Source organism: Sphingomonas arvum (assembly GCF_026013565.1).
In the GTDB taxonomy this organism is placed as follows: Bacteria; Pseudomonadota; Alphaproteobacteria; order Sphingomonadales; family Sphingomonadaceae; genus Sphingomicrobium; species Sphingomicrobium arvum.
This window is the reverse complement of record NZ_JAPDOB010000001.1, coordinates 946,310-971,000: the sequence shown is the minus strand read 5'-3', so window position 1 is coordinate 971,000 and position 24,691 is coordinate 946,310. Positions and strand designations below refer to the sequence as shown.

The 24,691-nt window shown below is 68.5% G+C and carries 30 protein-coding genes; 13 read left to right on the top strand and 17 right to left on the bottom strand.

From position 1 onward, the window contains the following. Positions 1-14 precede the first annotated feature (14 nt). From OMW55_RS04740 to queE, 3 genes are all read left to right on the top strand, one after another. Complete coding sequence (locus OMW55_RS04740) at positions 15-389, top strand: DUF3617 domain-containing protein (protein WP_264881220.1); 375 nt, start codon at positions 15-17, stop codon at positions 387-389. 152 nt (positions 390-541) lie between these two features. Beyond that, the gene (gene queC, locus OMW55_RS04735; protein ID WP_264881219.1) at positions 542-1,213 is read left to right on the top strand and encodes a 7-cyano-7-deazaguanine synthase QueC; all 672 of its coding nucleotides are present in this window, start codon (positions 542-544) and stop codon (positions 1,211-1,213) included. Between the two features lie 3 nt (positions 1,214-1,216). Beyond that, the gene (gene queE / locus OMW55_RS04730) at positions 1,217-1,849 is read left to right on the top strand and encodes a 7-carboxy-7-deazaguanine synthase (RefSeq protein ID WP_264881217.1); all 633 of its coding nucleotides are present in this window, start codon (positions 1,217-1,219) and stop codon (positions 1,847-1,849) included. A gap of 1 nt (position 1,850) precedes the next feature. On the opposite strand, the gene OMW55_RS04725 is transcribed toward queE, so the two are convergent. The 3 genes from OMW55_RS04725 to lipB form a co-directional block, all read right to left on the bottom strand. Then, positions 1,851-2,120: a hypothetical protein gene (locus tag OMW55_RS04725; protein ID WP_264881215.1), complete on the bottom strand. Its 270-nt coding sequence runs from the start codon at positions 2,118-2,120 to the stop codon at positions 1,851-1,853. Between the two features lie 95 nt (positions 2,121-2,215). Next, complete coding sequence (locus OMW55_RS04720; protein WP_264881214.1) at positions 2,216-2,509, bottom strand: hypothetical protein; 294 nt, start codon at positions 2,507-2,509, stop codon at positions 2,216-2,218. An 86-nt stretch (positions 2,510-2,595) separates the two neighbouring features. Next, on the bottom strand, positions 2,596-3,258 hold the full coding sequence (gene lipB / locus OMW55_RS04715) for a lipoyl(octanoyl) transferase LipB (protein ID WP_264881213.1): 663 nt from the start codon (positions 3,256-3,258) through the stop codon (positions 2,596-2,598). A gap of 94 nt (positions 3,259-3,352) precedes the next feature. Here lipB and OMW55_RS04710 point away from each other — a divergent pair, with 94 nt between their 5' ends. Further along, the gene (locus OMW55_RS04710; protein WP_264881212.1) at positions 3,353-4,144 is read left to right on the top strand and encodes a glycerophosphoryl diester phosphodiesterase membrane domain-containing protein; all 792 of its coding nucleotides are present in this window, start codon (positions 3,353-3,355) and stop codon (positions 4,142-4,144) included. A gap of 42 nt (positions 4,145-4,186) precedes the next feature. Here the strand turns inward: OMW55_RS04710 and OMW55_RS04705 are convergent, their stop codons facing one another. After that, the gene (locus OMW55_RS04705; RefSeq protein WP_264881210.1) at positions 4,187-4,678 is read right to left on the bottom strand and encodes an Hsp20 family protein; all 492 of its coding nucleotides are present in this window, start codon (positions 4,676-4,678) and stop codon (positions 4,187-4,189) included. A 174-nt stretch (positions 4,679-4,852) separates the two neighbouring features. On the opposite strand from OMW55_RS04705, the gene parE reads away from it, so the two are divergent. Next, entirely contained in the window at positions 4,853-6,835 is a 1,983-nt protein-coding gene (parE, locus tag OMW55_RS04700) for a DNA topoisomerase IV subunit B (RefSeq protein ID WP_264881209.1), read from the top strand. A 54-nt stretch (positions 6,836-6,889) separates the two neighbouring features. Here parE and OMW55_RS04695 read toward each other — a convergent pair whose 3' ends face one another. Together OMW55_RS04695 and OMW55_RS04690 are read right to left on the bottom strand one after the other, a co-directional pair. Further along, a complete protein-coding gene (locus OMW55_RS04695) occupies positions 6,890-7,186 on the bottom strand; it encodes a hypothetical protein (RefSeq protein ID WP_264881207.1) in 297 nt (98 codons plus the stop codon). A gap of 185 nt (positions 7,187-7,371) precedes the next feature. Continuing rightward, positions 7,372-7,848: a DUF3833 family protein gene (locus tag OMW55_RS04690; RefSeq protein WP_264881205.1), complete on the bottom strand. Its 477-nt coding sequence runs from the start codon at positions 7,846-7,848 to the stop codon at positions 7,372-7,374. Positions 7,849-8,000: 152 nt separating this feature from the next. Here OMW55_RS04690 and OMW55_RS04685 point away from each other — a divergent pair, with 152 nt between their 5' ends. Further along, positions 8,001-8,798: a TSUP family transporter gene (locus tag OMW55_RS04685; protein WP_264881204.1), complete on the top strand. Its 798-nt coding sequence runs from the start codon at positions 8,001-8,003 to the stop codon at positions 8,796-8,798. Here the strand turns inward: OMW55_RS04685 and OMW55_RS04680 are convergent. Genes OMW55_RS04680 through OMW55_RS04670 form a run of 3 tightly spaced genes read right to left on the bottom strand, consistent with a single transcriptional unit; the run spans position 8,728 to position 11,212 of the window. Further along, positions 8,728-9,558, bottom strand: coding sequence for a Brp/Blh family beta-carotene 15,15'-dioxygenase (locus OMW55_RS04680; protein WP_264881202.1), 831 nt, complete (start codon positions 9,556-9,558; stop codon positions 8,728-8,730). The genes OMW55_RS04685 and OMW55_RS04680 overlap by 71 nt on opposite strands. Next, on the bottom strand, positions 9,555-10,349 hold the full coding sequence (locus tag OMW55_RS04675) for a bacteriorhodopsin (protein WP_264881201.1): 795 nt from the start codon (positions 10,347-10,349) through the stop codon (positions 9,555-9,557). Before OMW55_RS04675 ends, OMW55_RS04680 begins: the two co-directional genes overlap by 4 nt. Next, positions 10,346-11,212, bottom strand: a complete 867-nt coding sequence (locus OMW55_RS04670) for a bacteriorhodopsin (protein ID WP_264881200.1) — start codon at positions 11,210-11,212, stop codon at positions 10,346-10,348. The genes OMW55_RS04675 and OMW55_RS04670 overlap by 4 nt, the downstream gene beginning before the upstream one ends. Positions 11,213-11,300: 88 nt before the next feature. On the opposite strand from OMW55_RS04670, the gene OMW55_RS04665 reads away from it, so the two are divergent. Next, positions 11,301-12,056, top strand: coding sequence for a fatty acid desaturase (locus OMW55_RS04665; protein ID WP_264881198.1), 756 nt, complete (start codon positions 11,301-11,303; stop codon positions 12,054-12,056). Here the strand turns inward: OMW55_RS04665 and OMW55_RS04660 are convergent. Further along, on the bottom strand, positions 12,033-12,617 hold the full coding sequence (locus OMW55_RS04660; protein WP_264881197.1) for a DUF2585 family protein: 585 nt from the start codon (positions 12,615-12,617) through the stop codon (positions 12,033-12,035). The genes OMW55_RS04665 and OMW55_RS04660 overlap by 24 nt on opposite strands. A 75-nt stretch (positions 12,618-12,692) precedes the next feature. Between OMW55_RS04660 and OMW55_RS04655 the strand changes: the two genes are divergently transcribed. The 4 genes from OMW55_RS04655 to OMW55_RS04640 all read left to right on the top strand — a co-directional run bounded on the left by OMW55_RS04655 (position 12,693) and on the right by OMW55_RS04640 (position 16,545). After that, complete coding sequence (locus OMW55_RS04655; RefSeq protein ID WP_264881195.1) at positions 12,693-13,946, top strand: glycosyltransferase; 1,254 nt, start codon at positions 12,693-12,695, stop codon at positions 13,944-13,946. Positions 13,947-14,046: 100 nt separating this feature from the next. Next, on the top strand, positions 14,047-14,784 hold the full coding sequence (locus OMW55_RS04650; RefSeq protein WP_264881193.1) for a hypothetical protein: 738 nt from the start codon (positions 14,047-14,049) through the stop codon (positions 14,782-14,784). Beyond that, positions 14,781-15,947: a M48 family metallopeptidase gene (locus OMW55_RS04645; protein ID WP_264881191.1), complete on the top strand. Its 1,167-nt coding sequence runs from the start codon at positions 14,781-14,783 to the stop codon at positions 15,945-15,947. The genes OMW55_RS04650 and OMW55_RS04645 overlap by 4 nt, the downstream gene beginning before the upstream one ends. 10 nt (positions 15,948-15,957) lie before the next feature. Beyond that, complete coding sequence (locus tag OMW55_RS04640; RefSeq protein ID WP_264881190.1) at positions 15,958-16,545, top strand: hypothetical protein; 588 nt, start codon at positions 15,958-15,960, stop codon at positions 16,543-16,545. 2 nt (positions 16,546-16,547) lie between these two features. Here OMW55_RS04640 and queA read toward each other — a convergent pair whose 3' ends face one another. The 7 genes from queA to OMW55_RS04605 all read right to left on the bottom strand — a co-directional run bounded on the left by queA (position 16,548) and on the right by OMW55_RS04605 (position 21,865). Continuing rightward, entirely contained in the window at positions 16,548-17,582 is a 1,035-nt protein-coding gene (gene queA / locus OMW55_RS04635; protein WP_264881188.1) for a tRNA preQ1(34) S-adenosylmethionine ribosyltransferase-isomerase QueA, read from the bottom strand. A gap of 23 nt (positions 17,583-17,605) precedes the next feature. Further along, positions 17,606-18,379, bottom strand: a complete 774-nt coding sequence (locus OMW55_RS04630; RefSeq protein ID WP_264881187.1) for a peptidylprolyl isomerase — start codon at positions 18,377-18,379, stop codon at positions 17,606-17,608. A 9-nt stretch (positions 18,380-18,388) separates the two neighbouring features. After that, positions 18,389-18,880: a pantetheine-phosphate adenylyltransferase gene (gene coaD / locus OMW55_RS04625; protein WP_264881186.1), complete on the bottom strand. Its 492-nt coding sequence runs from the start codon at positions 18,878-18,880 to the stop codon at positions 18,389-18,391. A gap of 2 nt (positions 18,881-18,882) precedes the next feature. Then, complete coding sequence (locus OMW55_RS04620; protein ID WP_264881185.1) at positions 18,883-19,785, bottom strand: polyprenyl synthetase family protein; 903 nt, start codon at positions 19,783-19,785, stop codon at positions 18,883-18,885. Between the two features lies 1 nt (position 19,786). Next, positions 19,787-20,026 carry an exodeoxyribonuclease VII small subunit gene (locus tag OMW55_RS04615; protein ID WP_264881184.1) on the bottom strand — a complete coding sequence of 80 codons (240 nt, stop codon included), beginning with the start codon at positions 20,024-20,026 and terminating at the stop codon, positions 19,787-19,789. A 32-nt stretch (positions 20,027-20,058) separates the two neighbouring features. Further along, complete coding sequence (locus OMW55_RS04610; protein ID WP_264881183.1) at positions 20,059-20,763, bottom strand: DUF1013 domain-containing protein; 705 nt, start codon at positions 20,761-20,763, stop codon at positions 20,059-20,061. 103 nt (positions 20,764-20,866) lie between these two features. Further along, the gene (locus OMW55_RS04605; protein WP_264881182.1) at positions 20,867-21,865 is read right to left on the bottom strand and encodes an NAD(P)H-quinone oxidoreductase; all 999 of its coding nucleotides are present in this window, start codon (positions 21,863-21,865) and stop codon (positions 20,867-20,869) included. Positions 21,866-21,910: 45 nt separating this feature from the next. Here OMW55_RS04605 and OMW55_RS04600 point away from each other — a divergent pair, with 45 nt between their 5' ends. Beyond that, positions 21,911-22,105 (top strand): DUF1192 domain-containing protein, encoded by a 195-nt coding sequence (locus OMW55_RS04600; RefSeq protein WP_264881180.1) that lies wholly within the window; start codon positions 21,911-21,913, stop codon positions 22,103-22,105. A gap of 103 nt (positions 22,106-22,208) precedes the next feature. Further along, complete coding sequence (gene clpA, locus OMW55_RS04595; RefSeq protein WP_264881178.1) at positions 22,209-24,596, top strand: ATP-dependent Clp protease ATP-binding subunit ClpA; 2,388 nt, start codon at positions 22,209-22,211, stop codon at positions 24,594-24,596. The last annotated feature ends 95 nt before the right edge of the window (positions 24,597-24,691 follow it).

Here is a 24,691-nt window from a genome sequence, read left to right as displayed (position 1 = left end):
GTAAACAACGGCCGATGCGTCACCTGCTGATCTCGCTTGCCGCCCTCGGGTCCTCGGCCGCTCTGGCCGCGCCCGCGGTGCTGCCCGGAGTAGCGCCAGGCCTGTGGGAAGTCAGCCGCAGCGCCACGGGTGAGAAGCCCGTGCGGCAGTGCGTGTCGGACCTCGCGGCGATGGCGCAGTGGGAGCATCGCGGCGGCGCCTGCACGCGCGTGGTGCTGTCGCAGACGGCGACCGAAGCGGTGATCCACTACACCTGTCCGGCCGGGGATTTCGGCCGGACCCGCATGACGGTGGTGACCCCGCGGTCGCTGCGGATGGAAACGCAGGGCATCCATGCCGGCGAGCCGTTCTCGTACAAACTTTATGCGCGACGGACGGCAGATTGCTAAGCCATTAAGGCTTGGTTTAACGTTGCTTAGCTATATGGCTCTGGTGTCCGATCATTTGGGGCACGCTTTCCTCCCTATCGGGCTTGCCCCGAACCTGGGCCGCCTTCGGGCGGCCCTTCTTTTTGGGGCCTCCCGGCCCTAAAGGCGCCGCCATGTCCGCTCGTTCCGCCGTTGTCCTGCTGTCCGGAGGCCTCGACTCGATGGTCTGCGCCGCGTTGGCGCGGGAGGCGGGCTATCGGGTGCTGGCGCTGACGGTCGACTACAACCAGCGCCACCGGGTGGAACTGGAGGCCGCGCGAAGGATCGCGGCCGACCTGGCCGACGAGCATATCGTCCTGCCGCTCGACCTTACGGCATTCGGGGGGTCGGCGCTGACCAGTGCGACTGCGGTTCCCAAGAGCGGTGTCGGCGAGGGGATCCCCGTCACCTATGTGCCGGCGCGCAACACCATCTTTCTCAGCCTGGCGCTCGGCTGGGCGGAGGCCGCGGGCGCGCGCGACCTGTTCGTGGGCGTGAACGCGCTGGATTATTCCGGTTACCCCGATTGCCGGCCGGAGTTCATCGCCGGATTCGAGCGGCTGGCGAACCTGGCCACCAAGGCGGGCGTCGAGGGCCAGGGCTTCACCGTGCACGCCCCGCTGCAGCACATGACCAAGGCCGACATTGCGCGGGAGGCGGCGCGGCTCGGCCTGGACGCAGGGCTGAGCCACAGCTGTTACGATCCGGCACCGGACGGCGGCGCCTGCGGCGAGTGCGACGCGTGCCGCCTGCGCGCCAAGGGATTCGCCGACGCCGGCCTGCCCGATCCGACCCGCTACGCCTGAGCTATGAGCTACGCGGTCAAGGAATGCTTCCTCACCTTGCAGGGCGAGGGCTGCCAGGCGGGAAGCCGGGCAGTGTTCCTGCGCTTTGCCGGGTGCAACCTGTGGAGCGGGCGGGAACAGGACCGGGCGACGGCGCAGTGCCGGTTCTGCGACACCGATTTCGTCGGGACGGATGGTGCCGGCGGCGGCAGGTTCGTGGATGCGGCAGCGCTGGCGGCGCAGGTCGAGCGGTTGTGGGGGGCTGGCACGGAGCGGCGGCTGGTGGTGGTCACCGGCGGCGAGCCGATGCTGCAACTCGACGCGGCGCTGGTGGATGCGCTGCACGGGCGCGGGTTCCGGGTCGCGGCGGAGAGCAACGGGACGCTGCCGGCCGTGCCGGGGCTCGACTGGCTGTGCGTCAGTCCCAAGGCCGGGACCGAGGTGGTGCAGCGGTCGGGCGACGAATTGAAGCTGGTCTGGCCGCAGGACGGGATCGATCCGGCCGAACTGGAAGCCTGGGATTTCACCCACTTCCTGGTCCAGCCGATGGACGGGGCTGGCCGGGCAGCGGCGGTGCAGGCGGGAATCGCGCTGGCGATGGCCCGGCCCAAGTGGCGCTTGAGCCTCCAGGCGCACAAGGTGGTTGGACTGGCCTGAGCTAGGCGGCGTTGTTCGCAGCGTTGTCGACCGCCGGCACGTTGCCCTCCGCCGCATCGCCTTCGTTGGTCAGCTCGATGTCGGGCGCCACGTCCGCTGCCATGTTGGCCGAGTCGGCAGTGGCCGCGTCGATCGCGGTGATGTCGTTGGCGACGATCGCATCGCGCGTGAAATCCTCCTCCGCAGCCGTGCCGTTGCCGCTGGCGGCCTGTTCCTTGCCGCAGGCGGACAGCAACAGCGCGGCAGCGGCGAGAAGGGCGAAGCGGTTCATTGGCGCTTAGTGCTCCGGACATGAAAAGAGGCTGCCGGCGAGATACCGGCAGCCTCTCCAAAAGCCAACGCCCCCCGGGTGGGAGGCGTTTGGGCTTACATCGCGTTGGTGGTGTTCGCGGTCGCCGAGGTGTTGGCGTCCATCGAGTTCATGCTGTTGCCAGCCATGTTGCCCGACATGTTGGCGTCCATGCTGTTGGTCATGTTCGCGTCCATGGTCATGTTGGCGTCCATGGCGTTCATGTCGGTCATGCCGGCATTCATGTCGGTCATGCCGGCATTCATGTCGGTGGTGAGGTTGACGTCCTCGGTGGTGTTGTTGGCGGCTTCGTTGCTGCTGCAAGCAGAAACCGCAAGGGCCGCACCGGCGACCAAGATAAGAGCACGCATTCTAAGACTCCCTTCGGAAAAGTCGATCTGGCGCGGTTTGCCCGCGTCACAAATCGGCGGCACAATAGTGTGGCTGTGCCGGCCTCTCAAGAGGCATCATGTGCCGACCCGATTTCCGCAATGAAATCAGGAAGGTGGCGCCTCAACGCGGCGTCCACGGCCGATGTTCCGGCCGCAATTCCGAGCCGCGCGAGGCTGGTGACCCCGAAATCGGCGATGCCGCACGGCACGATGCCGCCAAAGTGGGACAGGTCCGGATCGACGTTGATCGAAAAGCCGTGCAGCGTCACCCAGCGCCGGACGCGGACGCCGATGGCGCCGATCTTGGCCTCGTTCGCCCCTTCCCCCACCCAGATGCCGATACGCCCGGGCTCGCGCCGCGCGGCCACGCCGAGTTCGCCCAGCGCGGCGATCATCCAGCCTTCCAGCGCGTGGACGAAGCGGCGGATGTCCTTGCCCCGGCGCTGCAGGTCGAGCAGCAGGTAGCCGACCCGCTGACCTGGACCATGGTAGGTATACCGGCCCCCGCGCCCGGCCTCGAACACCGGGAAGCCCAGCGGGTTGAACAGCTCGGCGGGATCGGCGCTGGTGCCTGCGGTGAATAGCGGCGGGTGCTGGAGCAGCCAGATGCATTCGCGCGCGCCTTCGTCGCGGATGGCGCGGGCGCGCTCCTCCATGAAGGCTAGCGCCTCCGGATAGGGCACCAGGCCATCGCTGACCCGCCACTCGATGTCGTTGCTGCCGTTCATGCTGAAGCGCGAATGGCCCCGCGCGGCGGCGGTCGCAAGCGTTGCCCCGATGGCGTCGCTCGCATAAGCCCGCCGACAGGCAAGGGAGCAGGGCGTGACGCGGTTGTCGTTGGGAAAGGCGTGGACGGAGACCCGGGCGATACTGGCCCGCGATGGGCGGCTCCTGTGGCCGCTCGGCCTTGCGTTCATGGCCTTTCCGGGCCTGGTCGCCGGGCAGTTCGTGCCGGCCTCGCCGGCGGACGCGGAGAACGCGTCGGGCGGCGCCCTGCTGGTCCTGTTCGCCTCCCTGCTGCTGGCGTTCGTCGGGCAGCTTTCGATCCAGTGGCTGGGGCTGCGGCCGGGCGAGCGCGTCGCGGACGCGATCGGCCGCGCGGCCCGCGCGGTGCCGCGGCTATTCGCGGCGCTGATGCTGGTCAGCCTGCCGCTCGCCTTTTTGGTGGCCCCTTTCCTGACCGTGGCGACGGCGGGTGGAACGGCCGCAGCCGGAGCGGTGCTGGCAATCGTATTCATCATGATCATCGCGCTGTTCCTGCTGGTCCGGCTGCTGCTGAGTTCGCCGGTATCGGTCGCGGAGCGGCTTGGGCCGGTGGCAATGCTGCGGCGCAGCTGGCAGCTGACGCGCGGCAACACGCTGCGGCTGTACGGCTTCCTTCTGATGTTCCTGGCGTTGCTGGTGATCGTCAGCGGCGCGGTGACTGGCGTGCTCGGTTCGATCATCATCCTGGTCGCCGGCCAGCCCGAACCGTGGAGCGCATCGGCGGTGCTGGTCGGCCTCGTCGGGCAGCTGGCGCAACTGGCGGTGGCGGTGCCCTTCACCGTCATGCTGGCGCGGCTCTACGCACAAACGGCGGGCACCGCCGAACCCACGGTGCCGCACGCGCCCTGAGGAAAGGGCTCCGGAGGCACGCGCCCCCGGAGCCCTCTAACATCAGGCCGCCTGCGGTTCGCGGGCGTCGTTGGTCGCTTCGATCGTGCGCGGTTCAGCCGAAGCCGGCGAAGCGGCGCTGCCGATCTCGATCTTGCGCGGCTTCATGGCCTCCGGGATCTCCCGCACCAGTTCCAGGCTGAGCATGCCGTCGTGCAGGTCGGCGCCAGTCACCTGGATGTGGTCGGCCAGCGCGAAGCGGCGCTCGAACGAGCGGGTCGCAATGCCACGGTGGATGTAGTTCGCGCCATTCTCCTCGGCCTTCTGGCCACGGACGATCAGCGAGTTCTGGTGCGCCGTGATCTCGATCTCGCCCTGCTTGAAGCCAGCGACGGCGATCTCGATCCGGTACTTGTTGTCGTCGACCTTGATCAGGTCGAACGGCGGGTAGTTCTCGCCGTTGCCGGTCGCAGCGCTGGTCTCCAGCATGTCGAACAGGCGGTCGAACCCGACGGCCGAGCGGCGGAACGGAGTGAAATCAAAAGCGGTACGCATGGTCTTGTCCTCCTTGGTTGAGCAACAAGGCGGACCGACGGGTGCCACACATGGGCTCCCCTCAGCCCGTCACCGAGCCTCGAATGAGCGCCCGGCGGTGATGATGTGGTATATTTGTCACTGGGTTCAAGAGGCTGTGGCGCCGGCCGGCGAGCGTGCTAGAAACGAGAACAAATGACGGACCTGTTCGGCTCTTCCCCCTCACCTACCGGTACGCCCGACAGCTACGACGCCTCGTCGATCGAGGTGCTGGAGGGGCTGGAGCCCGTCCGGCGGCGGCCGGGCATGTACATCGGCGGCACGGACGAGCGCGCGCTGCACCACCTCGCGGCCGAAGTCATCGACAACTCGATGGACGAGGCGGTGGCGGGCCACGCCAGCCGGATCGAGATCGTGCTGGACGCCGGCAATCGGCTGACCGTGACTGACAACGGCCGCGGCATGCCGGTCGACCCGCACCCGAAGTATCCGGGCAAGTCGGCGCTGGAAGTGATCCTCACCATGCTGCACTCGGGCGGCAAGTTCGAGGGCAAGGCGTATGCGACGTCCGGCGGTCTGCACGGCGTCGGCGTCAGCGTGGTCAACGCCCTGTCGACCGAGACGGTGGTCGAGGTGGCGCGGGACAAGAAACTTTATCGCCAGGTGTTCGCGCGCGGGCTGGCGCAAGGCCCGCTAGAGGAGGTCGGCGCCGCGCCGAACCGGCGGGGCACCACCGTCAGCTTTCACCCGGACCCGGAGATCTTCGGCGAGCTGCGGTTCGAGCCGGCCCGGCTGTACCGGCTGGCGCGGTCCAAGGCCTATCTGTTCGCCGGGGTGGAGATCCGCTGGCGGTGCGATCCGTCGCTGGCCAGCCCGGACGTGCCGGAGCAGGCGACCTTCCAGTTTCCCGGCGGCTTGGCCGATCACCTGGCCGAGCAGATCGGCGACCGGCCGGCCGTCACCAACCAGCCGTTCGCGGGCCGGCAGGACTTCCCCGACGGCCAGGGTAGCGCCGAGTGGGCCGTGGCGTGGCCGCTCTACTCGGATGGCTCCGAAAGCTATTATTGCAACACCATCCCGACGCCCGACGGCGGCACCCATGAGGCCGGCCTGCGCGCGGCGCTGAGCAAGGGCATCCGCGCGTTCGGCGAACTGGTCGGCAACAAGCGCGCCAAGGACATCACCCCGGACGACGTGATGAACGGCGTCGAGCTGATGCTGAGCGTGTTCATTCGCAACCCGCACTTCCAGAGCCAGACCAAGGACCGACTGACCAGCCTGGAGGCGGCGCGCTTCGTGGAAGCCGCGGTGCGCGACCATTTCGACCATTACCTGGCCGACAACATGGACCGCGGCCGGGCGCTGCTGGGCTCGATCATCGAGCGGATGGACGAGCGGCTGAAGCGGCGGGCCGAGCGCGAGGTCAAGCGCAAGACGGCGACCAGCGCCCGGAAGCTGCGCCTGCCGGGCAAGCTGACCGACTGCGCCAGCGACGATCCCGAAGGCACCGAGCTGTTCATCGTCGAAGGCGACAGCGCCGGCGGCTCGGCCAAGCAGGCGCGCAATCGCAAGACGCAGGCGATCCTGCCGATCCGCGGCAAGATCCTAAACGTCGCCAGCGCCACCGCCGACAAGATCCGCGCCAACAGCGAGATCGCTGACCTGCAGCTGGCGCTGGGCTGCGGCATCCGCGACAAGTGGGACGAGGCGGCGCTCCGTTACGAGCGGATCATCATCATGACGGACGCGGACGTCGACGGCGCCCACATCGCCACCCTGCTGATGACCTTCTTCTTCCAGGAAATGCCGGAGCTGGTCCGGCGCGGCCACCTGTATCTGGCGCAGCCGCCGCTCTATCGCCTGACGGCCGGCAACAAGACGCTCTACGCCCGCGACGACGCGCACCGCGCCGAGTTGGAGCGCAAGGAGTTCAAGGGCAAGAAGGTCGAGGTCAGCCGGTTCAAGGGCCTGGGCGAGATGAACCCCAGCCAGTTGAAGGAAACCACCATGGACCCGGCCACCCGGTCCATGCTGCGGGTGACGCTACCGAGCCAGTACGAAGACCGGCAGCCGGTCAAGGACCTGGTCGAGCGGCTGATGGGCAAGAACCCGGAGCATCGCTTCGCCTTCATCCAGAGCCGCGCCGCGGCCGTCGAGGACGACGCGATCGACGTCTGAGGTAGCGGCGCTACAGCGCTGACGACGGGCGCTCAGCTCACGGCCACCGCCTCGCTAATCGCGCAGCCGACGGAACAGCAACTTCCAGGCATGTTCGCCACGTGGGAAGGGGTCGGCGCCGGCCTGCTCCCGCGTCGCCTTCAGGTGCGCTCCCTGGGCTCCGCACCGGCTGCACTTGAGCCGAGGCGCGAGCGCCTCGAGCTGCGGGTTCCAGCAGCGAAGGTGACAGTAGCGAGCGAACCGCGCGGCATCGAAGATCCCGACCTTGTCACAGGTCCGGCATGTCACTCGCACATTGGCCTTGTGCTTCACGAGATCGCTGAGCTGGTCGAGGCGGGTGTTCGCGGACATGCGGCAGCTTTATGCCGGGCAGAACGATTCGTGAACATCGGGGTGTCGAAAAGCTGTGGGTTATGAGAACGGCGGACTTAGGTGTGAAGCCGTTCGTTCACCATCAGCGACGCGCACCGACCGTGCAGGCGCTGCTGCGCCTGCAAACCGCGATAGACAGCCGGCAGCGTTGAGTTACGCGCGGCCTAGAGCCGGCGGATGAAGCCTTCGGAAGTGGCCACACGCATACCGAACTTCTTCACGGAAGCGCTGCTCTTGGCCGTGCGACCATCGGCCATGGGCGTGACCCACTGCTCCACGGCCAGGTTGCCCTTCATCTTGAAGTTGAACCGATACCGCCCGCCGACCTCCTGGACCATCACCGGTCCCACCGCTTCGGACATAGTGCCGGCGAAACTGTCGTCGTCGATCTTGCGGATCTTCCACCGGCGGCTGGCAGCCGGCTTGCCCTCGTCCTGCACCTGCTGGACCAGCGCCAGCGAGCCGTCGTCCAGCAACCGGCCCTGCCCCAAGGTCCGCGACCTGTACGGCTTGCTCATCACCACCTTGACGGTGCTGACCATTTCCGTGCGCCCTTCGAAGAAGCGCATCGGGTCGGGCCGGGTGCCCTGGCCCTCGGCCGAAAGGGAGCTGGTGCAGGCCAGGCCAGCCAGCGCCGTCACCCGGCAAGTCTTAGCAGCAACGGTGCCTAACATACTGCCCCAACGCCCGATGTTCCATCTGGTGCCACCCGCATCCCTCCTCCGGGCTCGTCCCGCACTCGGACGATCGTGGAGGTTTCTGCCACCGACCGCCGCGGCTGACCAGCCTGGCCTTGCCGCTTGGGTTCCACGCCGCCGCACGCTACGGCCGCCCGAACATGATCGAACCGTGGCTTTACGCCGTCCTCACCGCCGTCGCCTTTGTCACCGGGTTCATCGACGCCATCGCCGGCGGCGGCGGGCTGATCATGATGCCGGCCCTGCTGACGAGCGGCGTGCCTCCGCTGCTGGCGCTCGGCACCAACAAGCTGCAGTCGATGTGCGGCACCTTCGTCGCCCTGCTGAACTATAACGCCAAGGGCCTGCTGGAATGGCGGCCCAACCTGCGGGCGGTCGGCCTGATCTTCCTCGGCGCAGCGACTGGCGCGCTGGTCGTGCAGCAGGTCGATGCCAGGTGGCTGAGCCTGATCATCCCCCTGCTGCTGCTCGGCAACGCCGCTTACATCCTGCTCTCGCCGCGAATGACGGACGAGGATGCGCACCACCGGGTGACCAGTCGCGGCTATGCGCCGATCGGCGGCGGGATCGGCTTCTACGACGGTTTTTTCGGGCCCGGCACCGGCAGCTTCTTCACCAGCTCGCTGGTCGCGCTGCGCGGTTATGGCCTGACCAAGGCCACGGCGCTTACCAAGCTGTTCAACTGGACCAGCAACTTCGCCGCCGTGCTGCTGTTCGCGCTCGGCGGCAAGGTGCTGTGGCTATTGGGCTTGTGCATGGCGGTGGGTGCGATGAGCGGCGGCTGGCTCGGCAGTCACACGGCCATGCGATTCGGTGCGCGGCTCATCCGGCCGCTGCTGATCGTCGCAAGCCTGGGGCTGACCGCGCGGCTGCTGTGGGGCTGGTTCGCTTAGCCAGCAGGGCCAGGCCCATGTGCGGCACGGTCAGCGCGCCGAGCCACCAGAAGGTGGTGCGGACCAGCGCCGCCTCCGCCGCCATCTGGTCGCGCCAGAGCAGAAAGCCGACTATTCCCAGCAGCACCGCCGCGCCGCTCAACGGCGCTGCCGAGCGCAGCAGGGCGCTCCAGCTCTCGCCCGGCCGCTTAGATCCCTTGAGCGCGCGTGGCGTGTGCAGCAGGGCGAAGTAGGCAGCAAAGGCGAGGAGCGGCGGGGCGAAGGCGAACAGCGCGGTCACCGCCACCAGTTCCAGCCGCTCAGCCGGGCGCGGCTCCAGCACCAGCACCGCCGCAGCCCCGCACAACCAGGCCAGCAGCCCGGGTCCGCCCAGCCACGGCACCAGCGCCGTTCCGCCCTCGCCCGCGATCCACTCGAAGACCAGCTTCAGCTCACCCGGGTGCGCGGCGGCGGCGACCACCGGGCCGGCCAGGCCGCGGACCGCGATCGCCAGCGGGTGCCCGCTCGGGCTGTCATGCTCGCCAAAGTGCACCGCCGCGATGCCGAGGAACAGCGCCAGCGCCAGCACCGGCGTCGCCAGCCACACGCCCAGGGCGGCCGCCGAAACCGCGAGATAGAGCAGCACGAACACCGCGCCCCACCAGCGGCCGTAGCCCGGCGCCAGCAGCTGCCGCCCCAGGCGGTGGTCCAGCGCACCGTGCGGCGTTCCGATCAGGAACACCGCAACCGCCAGCCACGGCAGCTGGGCGGCCAGGCTCACCGCCGGTCCTCGTCGCTCCGGCCGGTGCCCGGCGCCCATTGCTCGTGGAACGCCTGGCGGCTTGGCCTCAGGTCATGTTCCGGCACCAGCCCGGCGCGCAGTTCTTCGCTGACCCGCCGCCGGGTGTTCGCCAAGGAGAACAGGCCGAACGCGACCTTCGCGGTCAGGTCCAAGAGGGTGTAGAGCGCGGTTTCGGTGCCCTCGCCCAGGCTGCGCAACCCCTCGGTCCCGAACAGGAACACCAGGGGGTAGGCCAGCCAGACGAGGCTGAGGAACGTTAGGTTGCGCCGGTACACCGCCGCAGCCAGCTTGCCGCTGGTCTCCGCCTCGCGCCGCATCGCGCCCCACAGGCACAGGTAGATGAACACGAAGGCGCCGCTGCTGACGAGATACCAGGTCCACTTGAGTGCGCTGCCGGCCGGCGCGGCGTCCGCGAACAGGCCGGTCACGATCATGTAGGCGTCGGTCGCCATCAGCCCCAGCACCAGCGCCCAACGCCGGAACGGCGTGTGCAGCGCGGTCAGCGACAGGCCGAGCAGCAGCAGCGGGGTGGTGATCGACCAGTCGATGTACCTCGCGACGAACAGCACCCGCCCGTCGGCCAGCAGCAGCCGCCCGCCCCCACTCGCCATGACGAGGTAGGAAGTGAAGGCGGTCAGCACCACGAAAAGGTGGATCAGCCAGTGGCTCTCCTCGTCACGCGTTCGCCGGTTCCAGCCGAACGCCAGCAGAACGAGGAACCCAAGGCCAAAACCCGCGGTGCCGAGCCACAGCCAGTCCTGCTCGCTCATGCACGGCGAGCCCGGCTGCGGGTTCGGCCACCTTCGGCCTGGCCCTCCGTCGGGCTACCGCGCTCCCAGCGCTCGACATGCGCCGTCGGCGAGGGCCGAATTTCGTGCTCGGGAACCCGGCCGTCGGCCAGCTCGCCAGCCGACTTCTCCTGGGTGTTGCTGAGCGAATAAAGGCCGAACAGGATCTTCGCCGTGATGTCGAGGCCGGTGTAGACGCCCGTGCTGCTGTCCTCGTCGATCAGGTCCAGCCCTTCCGGACCGACCAGCCAGTTGACGGGGTAGGCCGCCCACACGGCGCTGAGGAACGTCAGGTTGCGGCGGTACACGTCCTCCGCCTCCGGCCCGGTCTTGCGGGCTTCCTCCATCAGCGGACCCCAGAGCATGTAGTAAACCCCGGCCATGGCCCCGCTGCTGATGCCGTACCAGGTCCACTTCATCGGGCTGCCGCGCGGCTCCTCGTCGGCCAGGTAGCCGGTCAGGATCATGTAGGCGTCGGTGAACAAGAGGCTCAGCAGCAGGCCCCAGCGGCGGAACGGCGAACCGAGCGCCGTCAGCGCGAGGCCGGTCAGCAGCAAGGGCGTCGTGATGACCCAGTCGACATAGCGAACCCAGAACACCTCGTGTCCATCGCTGGCGTGGTGGCGCCCGCGCCCGCTCGCCATGGTGAGGTAGGCGGTGCCGGCGGTCAGGACGACCAGGCTGTGGATCAGCTTGTCGTTCTCCTCCTCGCGGGTCTTCACCGCCAAGGTCTTGGGCCGCTCCTGTGGCGGCTGGCTGCGCTGCGACCGGCGAAGGGCGAGGATTGCGATGAAGCCGGCGCCGAACGCCGCCGCGCCGAAGCCGAGCCACTGGTTGCGATTCATAGCTGTTCTCCCTGTCTCCCCCACGAAACTGGAAGGCGGACGGGACAGTTCCCACGGCCCGCTTGGCCGCTGGCGTGGGAAGGCCTACATGAAGGGCATGCTCAGCACGGCGGAACAGCGGCGGCAGACAGCCGTGGGGCTCGCCCTGGCAAGCGTGATCGTCGCCGCGTTCCTGGCGCTTCACGTTTATGCTGTCTTCTTTCATCCTTGGACCTCGGCGGGGCTGCTCTGGGCTCCGCTGCTGGTGCCGGTCCTAACCTGGCTCAGCGTTGGCCTGTTCATCGTCGCGCATGACGCCATGCACGGCAGCCTCGCGCCCGGTCGCCCGGCGGTGAACCGCTTCTGGGGGCGGCTCACCCTGCTGCTCTACGCCGGCTTCTGGATGGATCGCCTGAGCCCCAAGCATTTCGACCACCACCGGCACGTCGGGACGGAGCGCGACCCCGACTTTTCGGCGGACCACCCGACCCGCTTCCTGCCGTGGTACCTGAGCTTCATGCGGCGCTACTTCGGCTGGCGCGAGGCGGCGGTGATCACGGCGGTTGTCTGGACCTACGTCCTGCTGCTCGGGGCCAACATCGGCAACGTGCTGCTGTACTGGGCGCTGCCGGCGATCCTGTCGTCGGTGCAGCTATTCTTTTTCGGCACCTTCCTGCCGCATCGCCACGAGGAGCAGGCCTTCGCCGATCATCACCGCAGCCGGACCAACGATTTCGGCTGGCTGGCCTCGCTGCTGACCTGCTTTCACTTCGGCTACCATCACGAGCATCATCTCAGCCCAAACACGCCGTGGTGGCGCCTGCCGCGTTACCGGCGCGACCTACGCGAGCCCCGCCAAGCGTAGGCTGCCCCACAGCAATCCGTCGCCGATCAGCAGGGCGCAGGCGAGCTCGATCCCGACCAGCAGGGCCACGATGCCGCGCCAGCTCAGCTGCCTGGCGAGGACGAATCCGGCTCCGGCGAAGACGACATCACCAAGCGAGTTGACGATGCTGTCGCCATGGTAGCTCGCCGCTCCCGCCGGAGCGCTGAACAGGGTGATGACCGGGGGCAGGTTCTCCACGGCCTCCCACACCACGGCTGACAGCACCACCGTGAGCGCCAGGCGGCCGCCGCCGAGCCGCGGGTTATACCGGCGCATCAGCGCCGCGATCAGCGCGCCGAACGACAGGTGCAGCAGCGAATAGCCGTCGCTCAGCTGCTGGCTGTTACCGCGGGCAAGGTCACCGCTCCACAGCCGCAGCCCACTCGGGGGGGCGAGCGGGCGGCCGAGCAGGCCCAGCCAGCAGGCCAGCACCGCCACCGACAGCAGCGCCGCGACCCAAAAGCGCACGTCCGCGTCGGGGCTCCAGCGCGGTCGGCCAAACGTGGTTTGCGGAAAGGCGAGAACGGCGGCACGCGACATTGTCCCACCACAATGCCGGCCAAGACGACAAGTTTCGCATTGCTACGCGACCCAGCCCATCGCACAGGTGCGGCAATGGCGCACTTCGCGTTCCTCTGCCCGCCTTACGCCAGCCACGTTCGCACCTTCGAGGCCCTGGGCGAGGAGCTGGTCCGCCGCGGGCACCGGGCGACGTTCTTCCTCAACGCCGGCGCCGGTGGGCTGGTTCGTGCCCCCTGGGCGGGGGTGGCCGAAGCGCCACTTCGACCGGGTGATCCGCACGCGAGCAAGGTGCTGAAGAACGCCACCCGTCCGGGCGGCCTATTCGGCGCCATGCGCACCATCCGCGACGGGGCGAAGCTCACCGCGCAGCTGCTCGCGGCCGGCCCGGAGCTGCTCGGCGCGCTGCGGGTCGATGCCATCGTCGGCGACCAGCTGGAGCCAGCGTCCGGCCTGCTCGCCGCACACCTCCGCCTGCCATTCGTCAGCCTCGCCTGCGCCCTGCCGATCAATCCAGCGCCGGGCGTGCCCCTGCCCTTCCTCGATTGGCCCTACGACCCGAGTGCCAAGGGGCTCGAAAAGGCACAAGGAGCCGAGCGGATCGGCAACCTGCTGCTGCGGCCACACTTCCGGGTGATCGAGGACTGGTCGCGACGCCACGGGCTGAGCGGCTTCCGCACCCTGGCCGACTGCCTGTCGCCGACCGCGCAGATCTCCCAGGTGACCCGCGGCTTCGACTTTCCCAGGCCTGAGCCGATCCCGTTCGAGGCTGTCGGCCCGATCCGCCCACCGTCGGATGGCGACCTCGACCAGCCGCTCCCGTTCGAGCCGGACGGCAAGCGCCCGCTGGTGTTCGCGACCATGGGCACGCTCCAGGGCGGGCGGCTGCACGTGTTCAAGGCCATTGCCCGGGCGTGCCGCGCAGCGGGGGCGGAACTGGTGGTGGCCCACGGCGGCCTGCTGAACCCGCGGCGGGCGGCCAGCATCGGCGCCGATCATGTGTTCGACCTGCTGCCCCAGCGAGCCCTGCTGCGCCGCGCCGACCTGTGCATCAGCCACGCGGGCCTCAACACCACGCTCGACTGCCTCGAGGCGGGAGTGCCGCAGATCGTCCGTCCGATCGCGTTCGACCAGAAGGGCGCCACGGCCCGCCTGCTGACCCGCGGCCTGGGTGAGCGCATGATGCCGCTATGGAACCGCCGCGCCCTTGCCCGGCAGGTCGACCGCGTCCTCGCCGACGCCGCCCTGCGCGCCCGCTGCCGAGCCGCGGCGGCGGAGATCGCCGGGGCGGGCGGGGTCCGGCAAGCCGGCGATATCGCCGAACAGGCCCTCGCGGCGGCCAGGGTGTAGCAAGGCGAACACAGGTCCGCGCGTTCGGCCAACAGTTTGCGACTTAACCCTTTGTTTCCGATCGGGACGCCATAGACTCGCGGCGTACGGGGGAGTTCAGATGAAGATGATCGCGTTTCTGCGCGCCGCCATTGTTGCGGCCGCCATGCTCGTGTCCGCGCCGGTGCTGGCGCAGGAGAAGACCGGGCTCAAGCCGGGCTTCGCCCTGGCGCCCAACGCCCGGATCGTCCTGATGCGTCCCTCCATCAAGGTCGGCGCCCAATCGACCGGCGGCATGTTCGAGCCCAACGCCGACTGGACCGCCCAGGCCCGCGACAACATTGGCAAGGCACTGCAGTCGACGCAGGTGCGCCTCGGCAATCGGGTCACGCCGTACGATGACGCGGCCGGCAACGATCCCGTGCTGCTCGGCCAGTACCAGAACCTGTTCAAGACCCTCGCCGGTTCGGTGATCGAGTTCCAGTTTTTCCCGGGCAACCGTCTGCCGACCAAGGTCCGCAAGGGCAAGTTCAACTGGAGCATCGGCCAGGAGGTGACCCGGCTGCCGGGCCTGGCGGGAGCCGACTACGCCCTGTTCATCAACACGGAGGACCATTATGGCTCTGCCGGTCGCAAGGCGCTGCAGATCTTCGGCGCGATGGCCGGCGTCGGCATCAAGTCGGGACTTCACATCGGCTATGCCGGCCTGATCGACCTCAAGACCGGCGAGCTCGTATGGCTCAACGCCGACCAGCAAATGGGCGGCGATGTCCGCGACGCGGTCGGTGCGACCAAGCGGGTGAACCAGCTTCTCGAAGGCTTTCCCGCCGCCAGCACGGCGGTCGCGAGCGCCCGGTGAGGTTCGCTCGCCTGGCCCTGCTGCTGGCCGCCGCGGCCGGCCCGGCGGCAGCCAAGTCGCCGCCCCCCCTCCCCACCTACACGCCGGCCTATGAGCCGAGCACCGTGGATGAACGCGGGCTGTGGGGCGAGGCGGACGAAGAGGAGCGCAAGCTGCGCGATTCGCCGCTGGTGGTGCGGGACGAGACCGTCAATGCCTACGTCCGCCGGGTGTTCTGCACCACGGTCGGCCAGGACCGCTGCAAGCCCGTTCGCATCTACGTCGTGGAGGTGCCGCGCTTCAACGCGATGATGGCGCCGAACGGCATGATGGTGGTCTGGTCGGGCCTGCTGCTGCGGGCCCGCAGCGAGGCCGAACTCGGCGCCGTGCTCGGCCATGAGTTCGCGCACTTCGAGCTTCGCCACGGGCTGGCGGCGTTCAAGCGGGCGCGCAACATCTCGGACGCGCTGAGCTGGATCGGGGTCGCGGGCGGCTTGTCCGGAGTGAACACCTTCGGCCTGCAGTGGGCCCTGATCGGCTCCTTCTACCGGTTCAATCGCGACCAGGAGCGCCAGGCCGACGAGCTCGGCCTCAAGTACCTGGCCGCCTCGCCCTACCCTGCCGGCGCCATGCCAGAGCTGTGGACGCACGTGATGGCGGAGGATGACGCCACAAAGGTCGCACGCGGCCGCAAGCCGCGGCAGCATTACTCCGCCGGCTTCTTCGACACCCATCCGACCGACCTCGATCGGGCGGTGACGCTAACCAAGCTCGCGGCCAAATATGGCGATTCCGGTGATGCCGCGTTCGCCGGGCACCGCACCGGCGTGACGCCGGTGCTGCCGATGCTGCTGGCCGACCAGATCAAGCTCAACGACTTTGGCGGGACCGACTATATCCTGGGTCAGCTGGCGCAGAGCTCCGGCTGGACCTCCGACCTGCTGTTCGCCCGCGCCGAGCTCTACCGCGCGCGCGGTAATCCGCGGGACCTCGTTACCGCCGCCGGCTTCTATGGCGACGCGATCCGCGCCGGCTGCACCGCGCCGGAGGCTCGCCGCGGACTTGGCCTGTCGCTGATGCGCAGCGGCCTGGCCAGCGACGGCAGGACCGCCCTTGCCGAATATCTCCAGCTCAAGCCGGATGCCGCGGACGCCAAGGCGATCCAGGCCCTGCTCGCCAACTAGGAAACCGACCATGACCAAGCGCCTGCTGATCACCGCCGCCCTCGCCGCCACCCTGGCCGGCCCGGCTCTCGCCAACTCGCTGGTGGCGCCCGGCCCCGTGCCGAGGATCGCCCGTTCCACCCTGTCCGCCGTGCCCGGTACCGAGTGGAACCGGCTGAGCGCGCGCGGGGGCAAGAATGTCGAGATCTGGACGCTCGATGGCGACGAGCTCAACAAGGTGACCTTCTACGGCGGCGTGCTCGTCGGCGACACGCTGTTCCGCGCGGCCGACCGCAAGAACGCGCCGTTGCCCAAGGTGACGCCGAACATGCTAATCACCGACATTCCGGCGCTGCTCGAAAGCAGCTACCGCAGCCAGTACAACACGACCCAGATGAGCATCGACAGCCAGGAACCCACGCTGGTTGCCGGCCATAAGGGCATCAAGTTCACCTACAGCTTCGTGCGGCAGGACGACGAACTGCAGCGCAAGGGCGAAGCGGTCGGCGCCTTCGTGGGCGACCGGCTGTACCTCGTGAGCTACGAGGCGCCGGCCATCCACTTCTTTGACAAGGACGTCGCCAGCTTCCGCCAGCTCGCCACCACCCTGAAGTTCTAGGGTTAGGACGGCGACGGCAGTAGCAGGCTGCCGTCGCCGTAACTGTAGAAGCGGTACCCGCTGGCGATCGCGTGGGCATAGGCGCGCTGCATGGTGTCGAGGCCCATCAGCGCGCTGACCAGCATGAACAGGGTGCTGCGCGGCAGGTGAAAGTTGGTCAGCAGCCCGTCGACAGCCTTGAAGCGGTAGCCGGGCGTGATGAAGATGGCGGTATCGCCCTCGAACGGACGGATGACGCCGTCGTCGCCGGCCGCGCTTTCCAGCAGGCGAAGCGACGTGGTTCCGACCGCGATCAGCCGGCCGCCCCGCGCCCGGGCCGCGTTGAGCCGGTCCGCGGTAGCGGCGTCGATTCGGCCCCATTCGGAATGCATCCGGTGCTCGTCCGTGTCGTCGGCCTTGACCGGCAGGAAGGTCCCCGCGCCCACATGCAGGGTCAGCGTCTCGCGCGCAATCCCGGCCGCATCGATGGCGGTGATCAGCCCGGGCGTGAAATGCAAGGAGGCGGTGGGCGCCGCCACCGCTCCGTCCTGCGCCGCGAACATGGTCTGGTAATCGGCCGCGTCCGCGTCGTCGATCGAGCGCTTGGACGCGATATAGGGCGGCAGCGGCATGGTTCCGGCGCGGTGCAGCAGCACCTCGACCGGCTCCTCCCCGAGGAAGCGAAGCAGCACCGCCCCATCTGCGCCCTTGTCTTCCGCCAGGGCTTCCACGCCGCCGCCAAAAGTGATGGTGTCGCCCACCCGTACCCGGCGGGCGTTGCGCACGAAGGCCCACCAGCGGCGCAGGTCCGCCCGCTTGTGCAGGGTCGCGCCGATGCTCGCGTCGCCGCGCCGGCCTTCCAGTTGCGCCGGGATCACCCTGGTATCGTTGAACACCAGCACGTCACCCGTGCGCAGCAATCGTGGCAGGTCGCGGACGGCATGATCGCTCAGCGCCTCACCGGTGACCTGCAGCAGGCGTGCGCTGTCGCGTGGCCGGGCGGGCCGCAGCGCAATCCGCTCCTCCGGCAGCTCGAAATCGAACAGGTCGACCTTCATGGACCCGCTCCCGGCGGCGGGACTTAGCGTCCGGGCGGCGTCGGCGCGGGCTGCACCTGGTCGTCCGTACCTGGACGGCTCGGCGCCGGCGCTTCTGGCGACACGGACGCACCGATGCTGGCCCGGACGATGCGGGTCGGGGTCTCCGGCGGCTCGCCCGGAGCGATCTGGTCGACGAAGCTCATGCCCTGGATGACCCGGCCGAACACAGTGTACTTGCCGTCGAGCGACGCGCGCGGGCCGAACATGATGTAGAACTGGCTGTTGGCGCTGTTGGGATCGTCAGCGCGGGCAGCGGCGACCGAGCCGCGCAGGTGCGGGATGGAGTTGAACTCGGCTGGTACGTCCGGCAGCGGAGAGCCGCCAGTGCCGTCGCCCTTGGGATCGCCGCCCTGCGCCATGAACCCGGGGATCACCCGGTGAAAGGTCAGGCCATTATAGAAGCCCTGCGCCGCGAGCGTCTTCACCCGCGCCACCATCTGCGGTGCGGCGTCGGGGCGAAGCTGCACCACCACGCGGCCGCCGTTCGACAGTTCGAGGTTGAGCTGGTTCGAGGGGTCGGCGACCACCTCGGCCGGCGCGTTGATCGCAACCGTCCGGCGGGGCGGCAGCACGATCCTGGGTGCGGGCGCCGGGGCCGGTGAAGGCGCTTCCGCCTGCGGCGGAGCAGCGTCGGCCGGAGCCGGTGCGGGTGCCTCCGTCGGTGCCGGCGTGGAAGCCGGTTGCTCCTGGGCGGTGGCCGGTGCGGCGGCCAGCGCCAGGGAGGCGAACGGAAGCAGGAAGGCGCGCGAAATCATGGTCTTGTACTACCCCTCGTGCCCAAGCTTGGCCGCAACATCGGCAGCAACCGCGGGCGTCACGAACTTGTCGATGGCGCCGCCGTAGCGGGCGATTTCTTTCACCAGCCTTGACGCGATCGGCTGCAACGACACGTCGGCCATCAGGAAGACGGTCTCGATCCGGTCGTTGAGCTGCTGGTTCATGCCGGCCATCTGATATTCGTACTCGAAATCGGCGACCGCCCGGAGGCCGCGCACGATCATCGCCGCGCCCTCCCGCTCGGCGAAGTCCATCAGCAGGCTGTCGAACTCGACCACGCTGACGTTTGCCATGTCACGGATCTCGCGGCGAACCATCGCCATCCGCTCGGCCAGCGAGAACATCGGCGACTTGGCCGGGTTGGTGGTGACGCCGATCACCAGCCGGTCGACCAGCCGGCTTCCCCGCCGAATGATGTCCAGGTGGCCAAGCGTGATCGGGTCGAAGGTCCCCGGGTAGACGGCGGTGCGCTCGGCCATCCCTAGCGGTCCCGTTCGACCGAATAGCGCGCGATGGCGCGCAGCAGGTCGGCTTCACGGCCATGGTCGTGCAGGTGTTCGATGGCCTGCTCCACCAGGAGGTTGGCCTGCGCCCGGGCCCGTTGCTCGCCCATCAGCGACACGAATGTCGCCTTGCCGGCCTTCTCGTCCTTGTGCAGCCGCTTGCCGGCCTTGCCTTCGTCCCCGCCAAGGTCGAGCAGGTCGTCGGCGATCTGGAACGCCAGGCCGACATTGCGGGCATAGCCCTTGAGCGGCAGGCGCGCCTCGGCGGGCAGGCGCGCCATGATCGCCGCCGCCTCTACGGCGAACTCGATCAGCGCGCCGGTCTTGAGACTCTGCAGGCGGGTGATGGCGCCAAGGTCCAGCGCCGCTCCTTCGGCCGTCAGGTCCATCATCTGCCCGCCGGCCATGCCGTCGATGCCCGAGGCGCGGCTCAGCTCGAGTACCAGCTCGGCGCGGACGAACGGGTCCTCGTGCGTGTCCACATCGGCCAGGATCTCGAACGCGAGCGCGTGCAGGCAGTCGCCGGCGAGCACCGCCGTGGCTTCGTCGAACGCCTTGTGCACCGTCGGCTTGCCGCGGCGCAGGTCGTCGTCGTCCATGCAGGGCAAGTCGTCATGGATCAGGCTGTAAACGTGGATCGCCTCGACCGCCGCGCCCGCCCGGACGCTGCGGTCCTCGTCCATGGCGAACAGCCGCCCGGCCGCGACGGTCAGCAGCGGGCGCAGGCGCTTGCCGCCCCCGATCGCCGCATGCCGCATCGCCCGGCACAGCCGATCGCGGCCGTCGCAGCGGTCGGCGAGCGCGTCCTCGAACAAGCGGTCGACGGCAGCCGAGACCCGCTGCGCCTCGCCCAGCAGGTCGGCCCCAACCACCAGCTCCATGTCAGCTGCCGTCAAAGGGCACCGTGCCCTTGGGCGTTCCGTCCGGGCCAAAGGCGATGGCCTCGATCCGGGCTTGCGCCGACTTCAACCGTTCCTCGCACAGCCGCTTCAATCGGTCGCCCTCCTGGTAGAGGTCGATCGACTGGTCCAGCGGCGCTTCCCCGCGCTCCAGGACGCGGACGATATCTTCGAGACGCGCCAGCGCAGCCTCGAAGCTCAGTTGCTCAGGGGAGCCGTTCATCGGCGCTGGCGTGGCCTAAGGCCGGATCGGAATCAAGCGCGGCGGAACGGGTCAGCGATGCCCGGCACGATCTCGCCCGGCGCCAGGCCGTGCTCGTCGCGCTGCGCGTCGAGCAGGGCCGCGTCGGCCTCGCGGGCGTGACGCTCGCGCTCGGCCCGCAGCTGCTCGATCAGCGCCGCGCGGTCGGTGTCGAGCCGCCCGTCGTCGACCTGCTGGGTGCCCGCCGCCTTCTGCGCCTTGGCCACCGCCGCATCCAGCTCTCGCTGGCTGGTCAGGCCCAGGGTGACCGGGTCCTTGGGCTGGATGTTGGCGATGTTCCAGTGCGACCGGTCGCGGATGGCGGCGATGGTCGTGCGGGTGGTGCCGATCAGCTTGCCGATGGCGCCGTCCGTCACTTCCGGATGGTTGCGGATAATCCAGGCGATGCCGTCCGGCTTGTCCTGCCGCTTGCTGACCGGCGTATAGCGCGGCCCCTTGGTGCGGGTGACGGGATCCGGGGCCTTGTGCATCTGCAGCCGGTAGTTCTCGTCCGCCTGGCCCTTCTCGATCTCTTCGTGGGTCAGCTCGCCCGAGCGGATCGGGTCGCGCCCGGTCAGCTTGGTGGCAGCCGTGTCATCGGCGATCGCCTGCACTTCCAGAATGTGCAGCCCGCAGAAATCCGCGATCTGCTCGAAGCTGAGCGAGGTGTTGTCGACCAGCCAGGCGGCGGTCGCATGGGGCATGAGCGGCTGGGCCATCCCGTTAGTCTCCAGACATGAAAAGGGCCGCCCCTCACGGAGCGGCCGAACATGAAATTGCGTCTACGCCGCTCGGCGGGTCAGGGCAAGACCGACACGACGCTCATACGGTGAGCACGATCTTGCCGACATGGTCCCCGGCCTCCATCCGGGCGTGGGCAGCCGCTGCTTCGCGCAGTGGGAAGGTCCGGTCCATTACCGGGCGGAGCTGGCCCGATTCGACGAACGGCCAGACCTCGCGCCGGATTTCCTCGGCCAGCGCGGTCTTGAAAGCCGTGGACCGCGGGCGCAGCGTCGAGCCGGTGAGGTGCAACCGGCGGCGCATCACGTCCATGATATTGAGCTCGGCAGTCACCCCGCGCTGCGTGGCGATCGACACGTGGCGGCCGTCCTCGGCCAGACATTGGACGTTGCGCGGGAGGTAGTCGCCGCCGACCATGTCCAGCACCACTTCAACGCCGCGCCCGCCGGTGAGCCGCTGCACCTCCGCGACGAAGTCCTGCGTCCGATAGTTGATGGCGGCCGCCGCGCCCTGGGCCAGCGCCGCGGCGCACTTGTCGTCCGACCCGCAGGTGACGGCCGCCTTGACCCCGAAAAGCCGGCAAAGCGCGATGGCGGTGGTGCCGATCCCGCTGGTGCCGCCATGGATCAGCGCCCACTCCCCCTCCACCGCCGCGCCGCGTTCGAACAGGTTGTGCCAGACGGTGAACACGGTCTCGGGCAATGCCGCCGCTTCCGCCATGCTCAGGCTCTCGGGCACGGGCAGGCAAGTGCCGGCCGGCGCCACCGCATATTGGGCGTAGCCGCCGCCCGCCACCAGCGCGCAGACGCGTTCGCCAATGAGGTGCGTCGCGCCCTCGCCCGCCGCGACCACCTCGCCCGCGACCTCGAGGCCCGGCAGATCGCTGGCGCCGGGCGGCGGCGGATAGAAGCCACGGCGCTGCAGCACGTCGGGACGGTTCACGCCGGCCGCCGCCACTTCGACCAGGACCTCACCCTTGCCGGGAGAGGGAACCGGCCGCTCGGCAGGGATCAGCGCGTCAGGCCCGCCGGGTTGCTGTATCTCGATCGCCACCATCGTGGCCGCATTGTCGGGGTTCATCCGGAACTCATTGACTTGGGCAGGCCCCGGGTCAACGTTGCCGTGATGGATGACGATTTCTTCTCGTCCAAGCCGGACGACCCGCTGGTCCTCCTCGCCCGCCAGGACCTCGAACCCCTGAGCGTGGACGAGCTGGAGGAGCGGATCGCCGCGCTTCAGGCGGAAATCGCCCGAGTGCAGGCCCACATGGCGGCCGCGTCCCGGCACCGGTCGGCAGCCGATGCATTGTTCAAGCGATAAGGTCCGCCCCGGCGCTTGTTCCTGGACCCTTGATGAGGGTCGAACCGCTTACGACATATGGAGCAAGTCCGAGGGCGTTCTCGCGTTCGGCAAGGAGTAACCAATGCCCAGTTTCGCCCGTGACCTTGAACAGACCCTCCACAACGCCCTCGGCGAGGCGAGCCGCCGGCGTCACGAATATGCCACCCTCGAACACCTGCTCATGGCGCTCATCGACGACGGCCATGCGTCCAAGGTGATGACCGCCTGCGGCGTCAACCGCGATGAACTGAAGGCCACCGTCAAGCAGTACCTTGACGGGGAGCTTGGCGCCCTGGTCGCCGACAGCGGCACCGACCCGACCCCGACCAGCGGGTTCCAGCGCGTGGTCCAGCGCGCCATCCTGCACGTCCAGTCGTCCGGGCGCGACGAAGTGACCGGTGCCAACGTGCTGGTCGCCCTGTTCTCCGAGCGCGAGAGCTATGCCGTTTACTTCCTGCAGCAGCAGGACATGAGCCGGCTCGATGCAGTGACCTACATCAGCCACGGCGTGGGCAAGGGCGAGACGGGCGAGGCCCCGACCGCCGGCGCGACCCCGGGCAACCCGGACCAGCCGACCGAGACCAAGTCGGACAAGAAGGAATCGGCGTTGAAGCAGTTCACCGTCGACCTCAACGAGAAGGCCAAGGTCGGCAAGGTTGATCCTCTGATCGGCCGCATGGCCGAGGTCGACCGGACGGTGCAGATCCTCTGCCGCCGGTCCAAGAACAACCCGCTCTATGTGGGTGATCCCGGCGTCGGCAAGACCGCCATCGCGGAAGGCCTCGCCCGCAAGATCGTCGAGGGCGACGTGCCCGAGGTGCTCAAGGAAGCCGTCATCTACTCGCTCGACATGGGCGCGCTGCTGGCCGGCACGCGCTACCGCGGCGATTTTGAGGAGCGCCTCAAGAGTGTCGTCTCCGAACTGGAGAAGATGCCGCACGCCATCCTGTTCATTGACGAGATTCACACGGTGATCGGCGCCGGCGCAACCAGCGGCGGTGCCATGGACGCGTCCAACCTCCTCAAGCCGGCCCTGTCGAGCGGCGCCATCCGCTGCATCGGCTCGACCACTTACAAGGAGTTCCGCAACCACTTCGAGAAGGACCGGGCGCTGCTCCGGCGCTTCCAGAAGATCGACGTGAACGAGCCGACGATCGAGGACACGATCAAGATCATCGCCGGCCTGCGCTCCTCGTTCGAGCAGCACCACGGGGTGCGCTACACCCCCGACAGCATCAAGTCGGCAGTGGAGCTGAGCGCCCGCTACATCCACGACCGCAAGCTGCCTGACAAGGCGATCGACGTGATCGACGAGGTCGGCGCGATGCAGATGCTGGTGCCGCCGAACAAGCGGAAGAAGGTGATCACCGCCAAGGAGATCGAGCAGGTCGTTGCGACCATGGCGCGCATCCCACCCAAGAGCGTCAGCACCGACGACAAGAAGACGCTCGCCAACCTCGAGGGCGACCTCAAGCGGGTTGTGTTCGGGCAGGACCTGGCGATCGAGAAGCTCGCCTCGGCGATCAAGCTCAGCCGGGCGGGTCTCCGCGATCCCGACAAGCCGATCGGCAACTACCTGTTCTCGGGGCCCACCGGCGTCGGCAAGACGGAGGTCGCTCGTCAGCTCGCGTCGATCATGGGCATTCCGCTGCAGCGCTTCGACATGTCGGAGTATATGGAGCGGCACTCGGTCAGCCGGCTGATCGGCGCTCCTCCGGGCTATGTCGGCTACGATCAGGGCGGTCTGCTGACCGACGCGGTGGATCAGCAGCCGCATAGCGTCCTCCTGCTCGACGAGATCGAAAAGGCGCACCCGGACCTGTTCAACATCCTGCTGCAGGTGATGGACAACGGCAAGCTGACCGATCACCACGGCAAGACGGTCGACTTCCGCAACACCATCCTGATCATGACCACCAACGCCGGTGCGTCGGACATGGCGCGCGAGAGCATCGGCTTCGGGGCGATGAGCCGCGAGGACGTGCAGGAAGACGCGATCAAGAAGATGTTCACGCCCGAATTCCGCAACCGCCTCGATGCGGTGGTGCCGTTCGGCTACCTGCCGCCGGCCGTGGTCAGCAGGGTGGTGGACAAGTTCATCCTCCAGCTGGAGCTTCAGCTGGCGGATCGCGGAGTCCACATCGACCTCGACGACGAGGCCCGGGAGTGGCTGACGGCGCGCGGCTACGACAAGCTCTACGGCGCGCGTCCGATGGGTCGCCTGGTGCAGGAGAAGATCAAGCAGCCGCTGGCGGAGGAATTGCTGTTCGGCAAGCTGGTCAACGGCGGCGAGGTCAAGATCCGGATCAAGGACAACAACCCGGTGTTCGAGATCACGCCAGCCGCGCCCAAGGCGACCAAGCCGAAGGGCAAGGGCCGGCGCGCGATTGGCGGTGCCCCGAACGACGCGCCTGCCGTGCCCGAGCAATCAGAGACGGACGAGGCTCCGGAGGCACCCGCCGCCGAGTAAGCTGCTCCAGCAGTTTGGTTACAGGGAACGGCTCCGTGTCATCCGACACGGGGCCGTTTTCTTGTGCGCGACGCGGGCGCGTGGGTCCCTAACGA

What these genes read in the sequence shown, in the direction of transcription:
- coaD (WP_264881186.1), bottom strand. Translation starts at nt 18,880, where the DNA reads ATGGCCGAGCGCACCGCCGTCTACCCGGGGACCTTCGACCCGATCACG.
- OMW55_RS04740 (WP_264881220.1), top strand. Translation starts at nt 15, where the DNA reads ATGCGTCACCTGCTGATCTCGCTTGCCGCCCTCGGGTCCTCGGCCGCT.
- OMW55_RS04655 (WP_264881195.1), top strand. Translation starts at nt 12,693, where the DNA reads ATGGCGCACTTCGCGTTCCTCTGCCCGCCTTACGCCAGCCACGTTCGC.
- OMW55_RS04725 (WP_264881215.1), bottom strand. Translation starts at nt 2,120, where the DNA reads ATGAACCGCTTCGCCCTTCTCGCCGCTGCCGCGCTGTTGCTGTCCGCC.
- OMW55_RS04705 (WP_264881210.1), bottom strand. Translation starts at nt 4,678, where the DNA reads ATGCGTACCGCTTTTGATTTCACTCCGTTCCGCCGCTCGGCCGTCGGG.
- queE (WP_264881217.1), top strand. Translation starts at nt 1,217, where the DNA reads ATGAGCTACGCGGTCAAGGAATGCTTCCTCACCTTGCAGGGCGAGGGC.
- OMW55_RS04605 (WP_264881182.1), bottom strand. Translation starts at nt 21,865, where the DNA reads ATGAACCCCGACAATGCGGCCACGATGGTGGCGATCGAGATACAGCAA.
- queA (WP_264881188.1), bottom strand. Translation starts at nt 17,582, where the DNA reads ATGAAGGTCGACCTGTTCGATTTCGAGCTGCCGGAGGAGCGGATTGCG.
- parE (WP_264881209.1), top strand. Translation starts at nt 4,853, where the DNA reads ATGACGGACCTGTTCGGCTCTTCCCCCTCACCTACCGGTACGCCCGAC.
- OMW55_RS04665 (WP_264881198.1), top strand. Translation starts at nt 11,301, where the DNA reads ATGAAGGGCATGCTCAGCACGGCGGAACAGCGGCGGCAGACAGCCGTG.
- OMW55_RS04660 (WP_264881197.1), bottom strand. Translation starts at nt 12,617, where the DNA reads ATGTCGCGTGCCGCCGTTCTCGCCTTTCCGCAAACCACGTTTGGCCGA.
- OMW55_RS04615 (WP_264881184.1), bottom strand. Translation starts at nt 20,026, where the DNA reads ATGAACGGCTCCCCTGAGCAACTGAGCTTCGAGGCTGCGCTGGCGCGT.
- lipB (WP_264881213.1), bottom strand. Translation starts at nt 3,258, where the DNA reads ATGAACGGCAGCAACGACATCGAGTGGCGGGTCAGCGATGGCCTGGTG.
- OMW55_RS04620 (WP_264881185.1), bottom strand. Translation starts at nt 19,785, where the DNA reads ATGGAGCTGGTGGTTGGGGCCGACCTGCTGGGCGAGGCGCAGCGGGTC.
- OMW55_RS04650 (WP_264881193.1), top strand. Translation starts at nt 14,047, where the DNA reads ATGAAGATGATCGCGTTTCTGCGCGCCGCCATTGTTGCGGCCGCCATG.
- OMW55_RS04630 (WP_264881187.1), bottom strand. Translation starts at nt 18,379, where the DNA reads ATGATTTCGCGCGCCTTCCTGCTTCCGTTCGCCTCCCTGGCGCTGGCC.
- OMW55_RS04600 (WP_264881180.1), top strand. Translation starts at nt 21,911, where the DNA reads ATGGATGACGATTTCTTCTCGTCCAAGCCGGACGACCCGCTGGTCCTC.
- OMW55_RS04720 (WP_264881214.1), bottom strand. Translation starts at nt 2,509, where the DNA reads ATGCGTGCTCTTATCTTGGTCGCCGGTGCGGCCCTTGCGGTTTCTGCT.
- OMW55_RS04610 (WP_264881183.1), bottom strand. Translation starts at nt 20,763, where the DNA reads ATGGCCCAGCCGCTCATGCCCCATGCGACCGCCGCCTGGCTGGTCGAC.
- OMW55_RS04670 (WP_264881200.1), bottom strand. Translation starts at nt 11,212, where the DNA reads ATGAATCGCAACCAGTGGCTCGGCTTCGGCGCGGCGGCGTTCGGCGCC.
- queC (WP_264881219.1), top strand. Translation starts at nt 542, where the DNA reads ATGTCCGCTCGTTCCGCCGTTGTCCTGCTGTCCGGAGGCCTCGACTCG.
- OMW55_RS04695 (WP_264881207.1), bottom strand. Translation starts at nt 7,186, where the DNA reads ATGTCCGCGAACACCCGCCTCGACCAGCTCAGCGATCTCGTGAAGCAC.
- clpA (WP_264881178.1), top strand. Translation starts at nt 22,209, where the DNA reads ATGCCCAGTTTCGCCCGTGACCTTGAACAGACCCTCCACAACGCCCTC.
- OMW55_RS04640 (WP_264881190.1), top strand. Translation starts at nt 15,958, where the DNA reads ATGACCAAGCGCCTGCTGATCACCGCCGCCCTCGCCGCCACCCTGGCC.
- OMW55_RS04675 (WP_264881201.1), bottom strand. Translation starts at nt 10,349, where the DNA reads ATGAGCGAGCAGGACTGGCTGTGGCTCGGCACCGCGGGTTTTGGCCTT.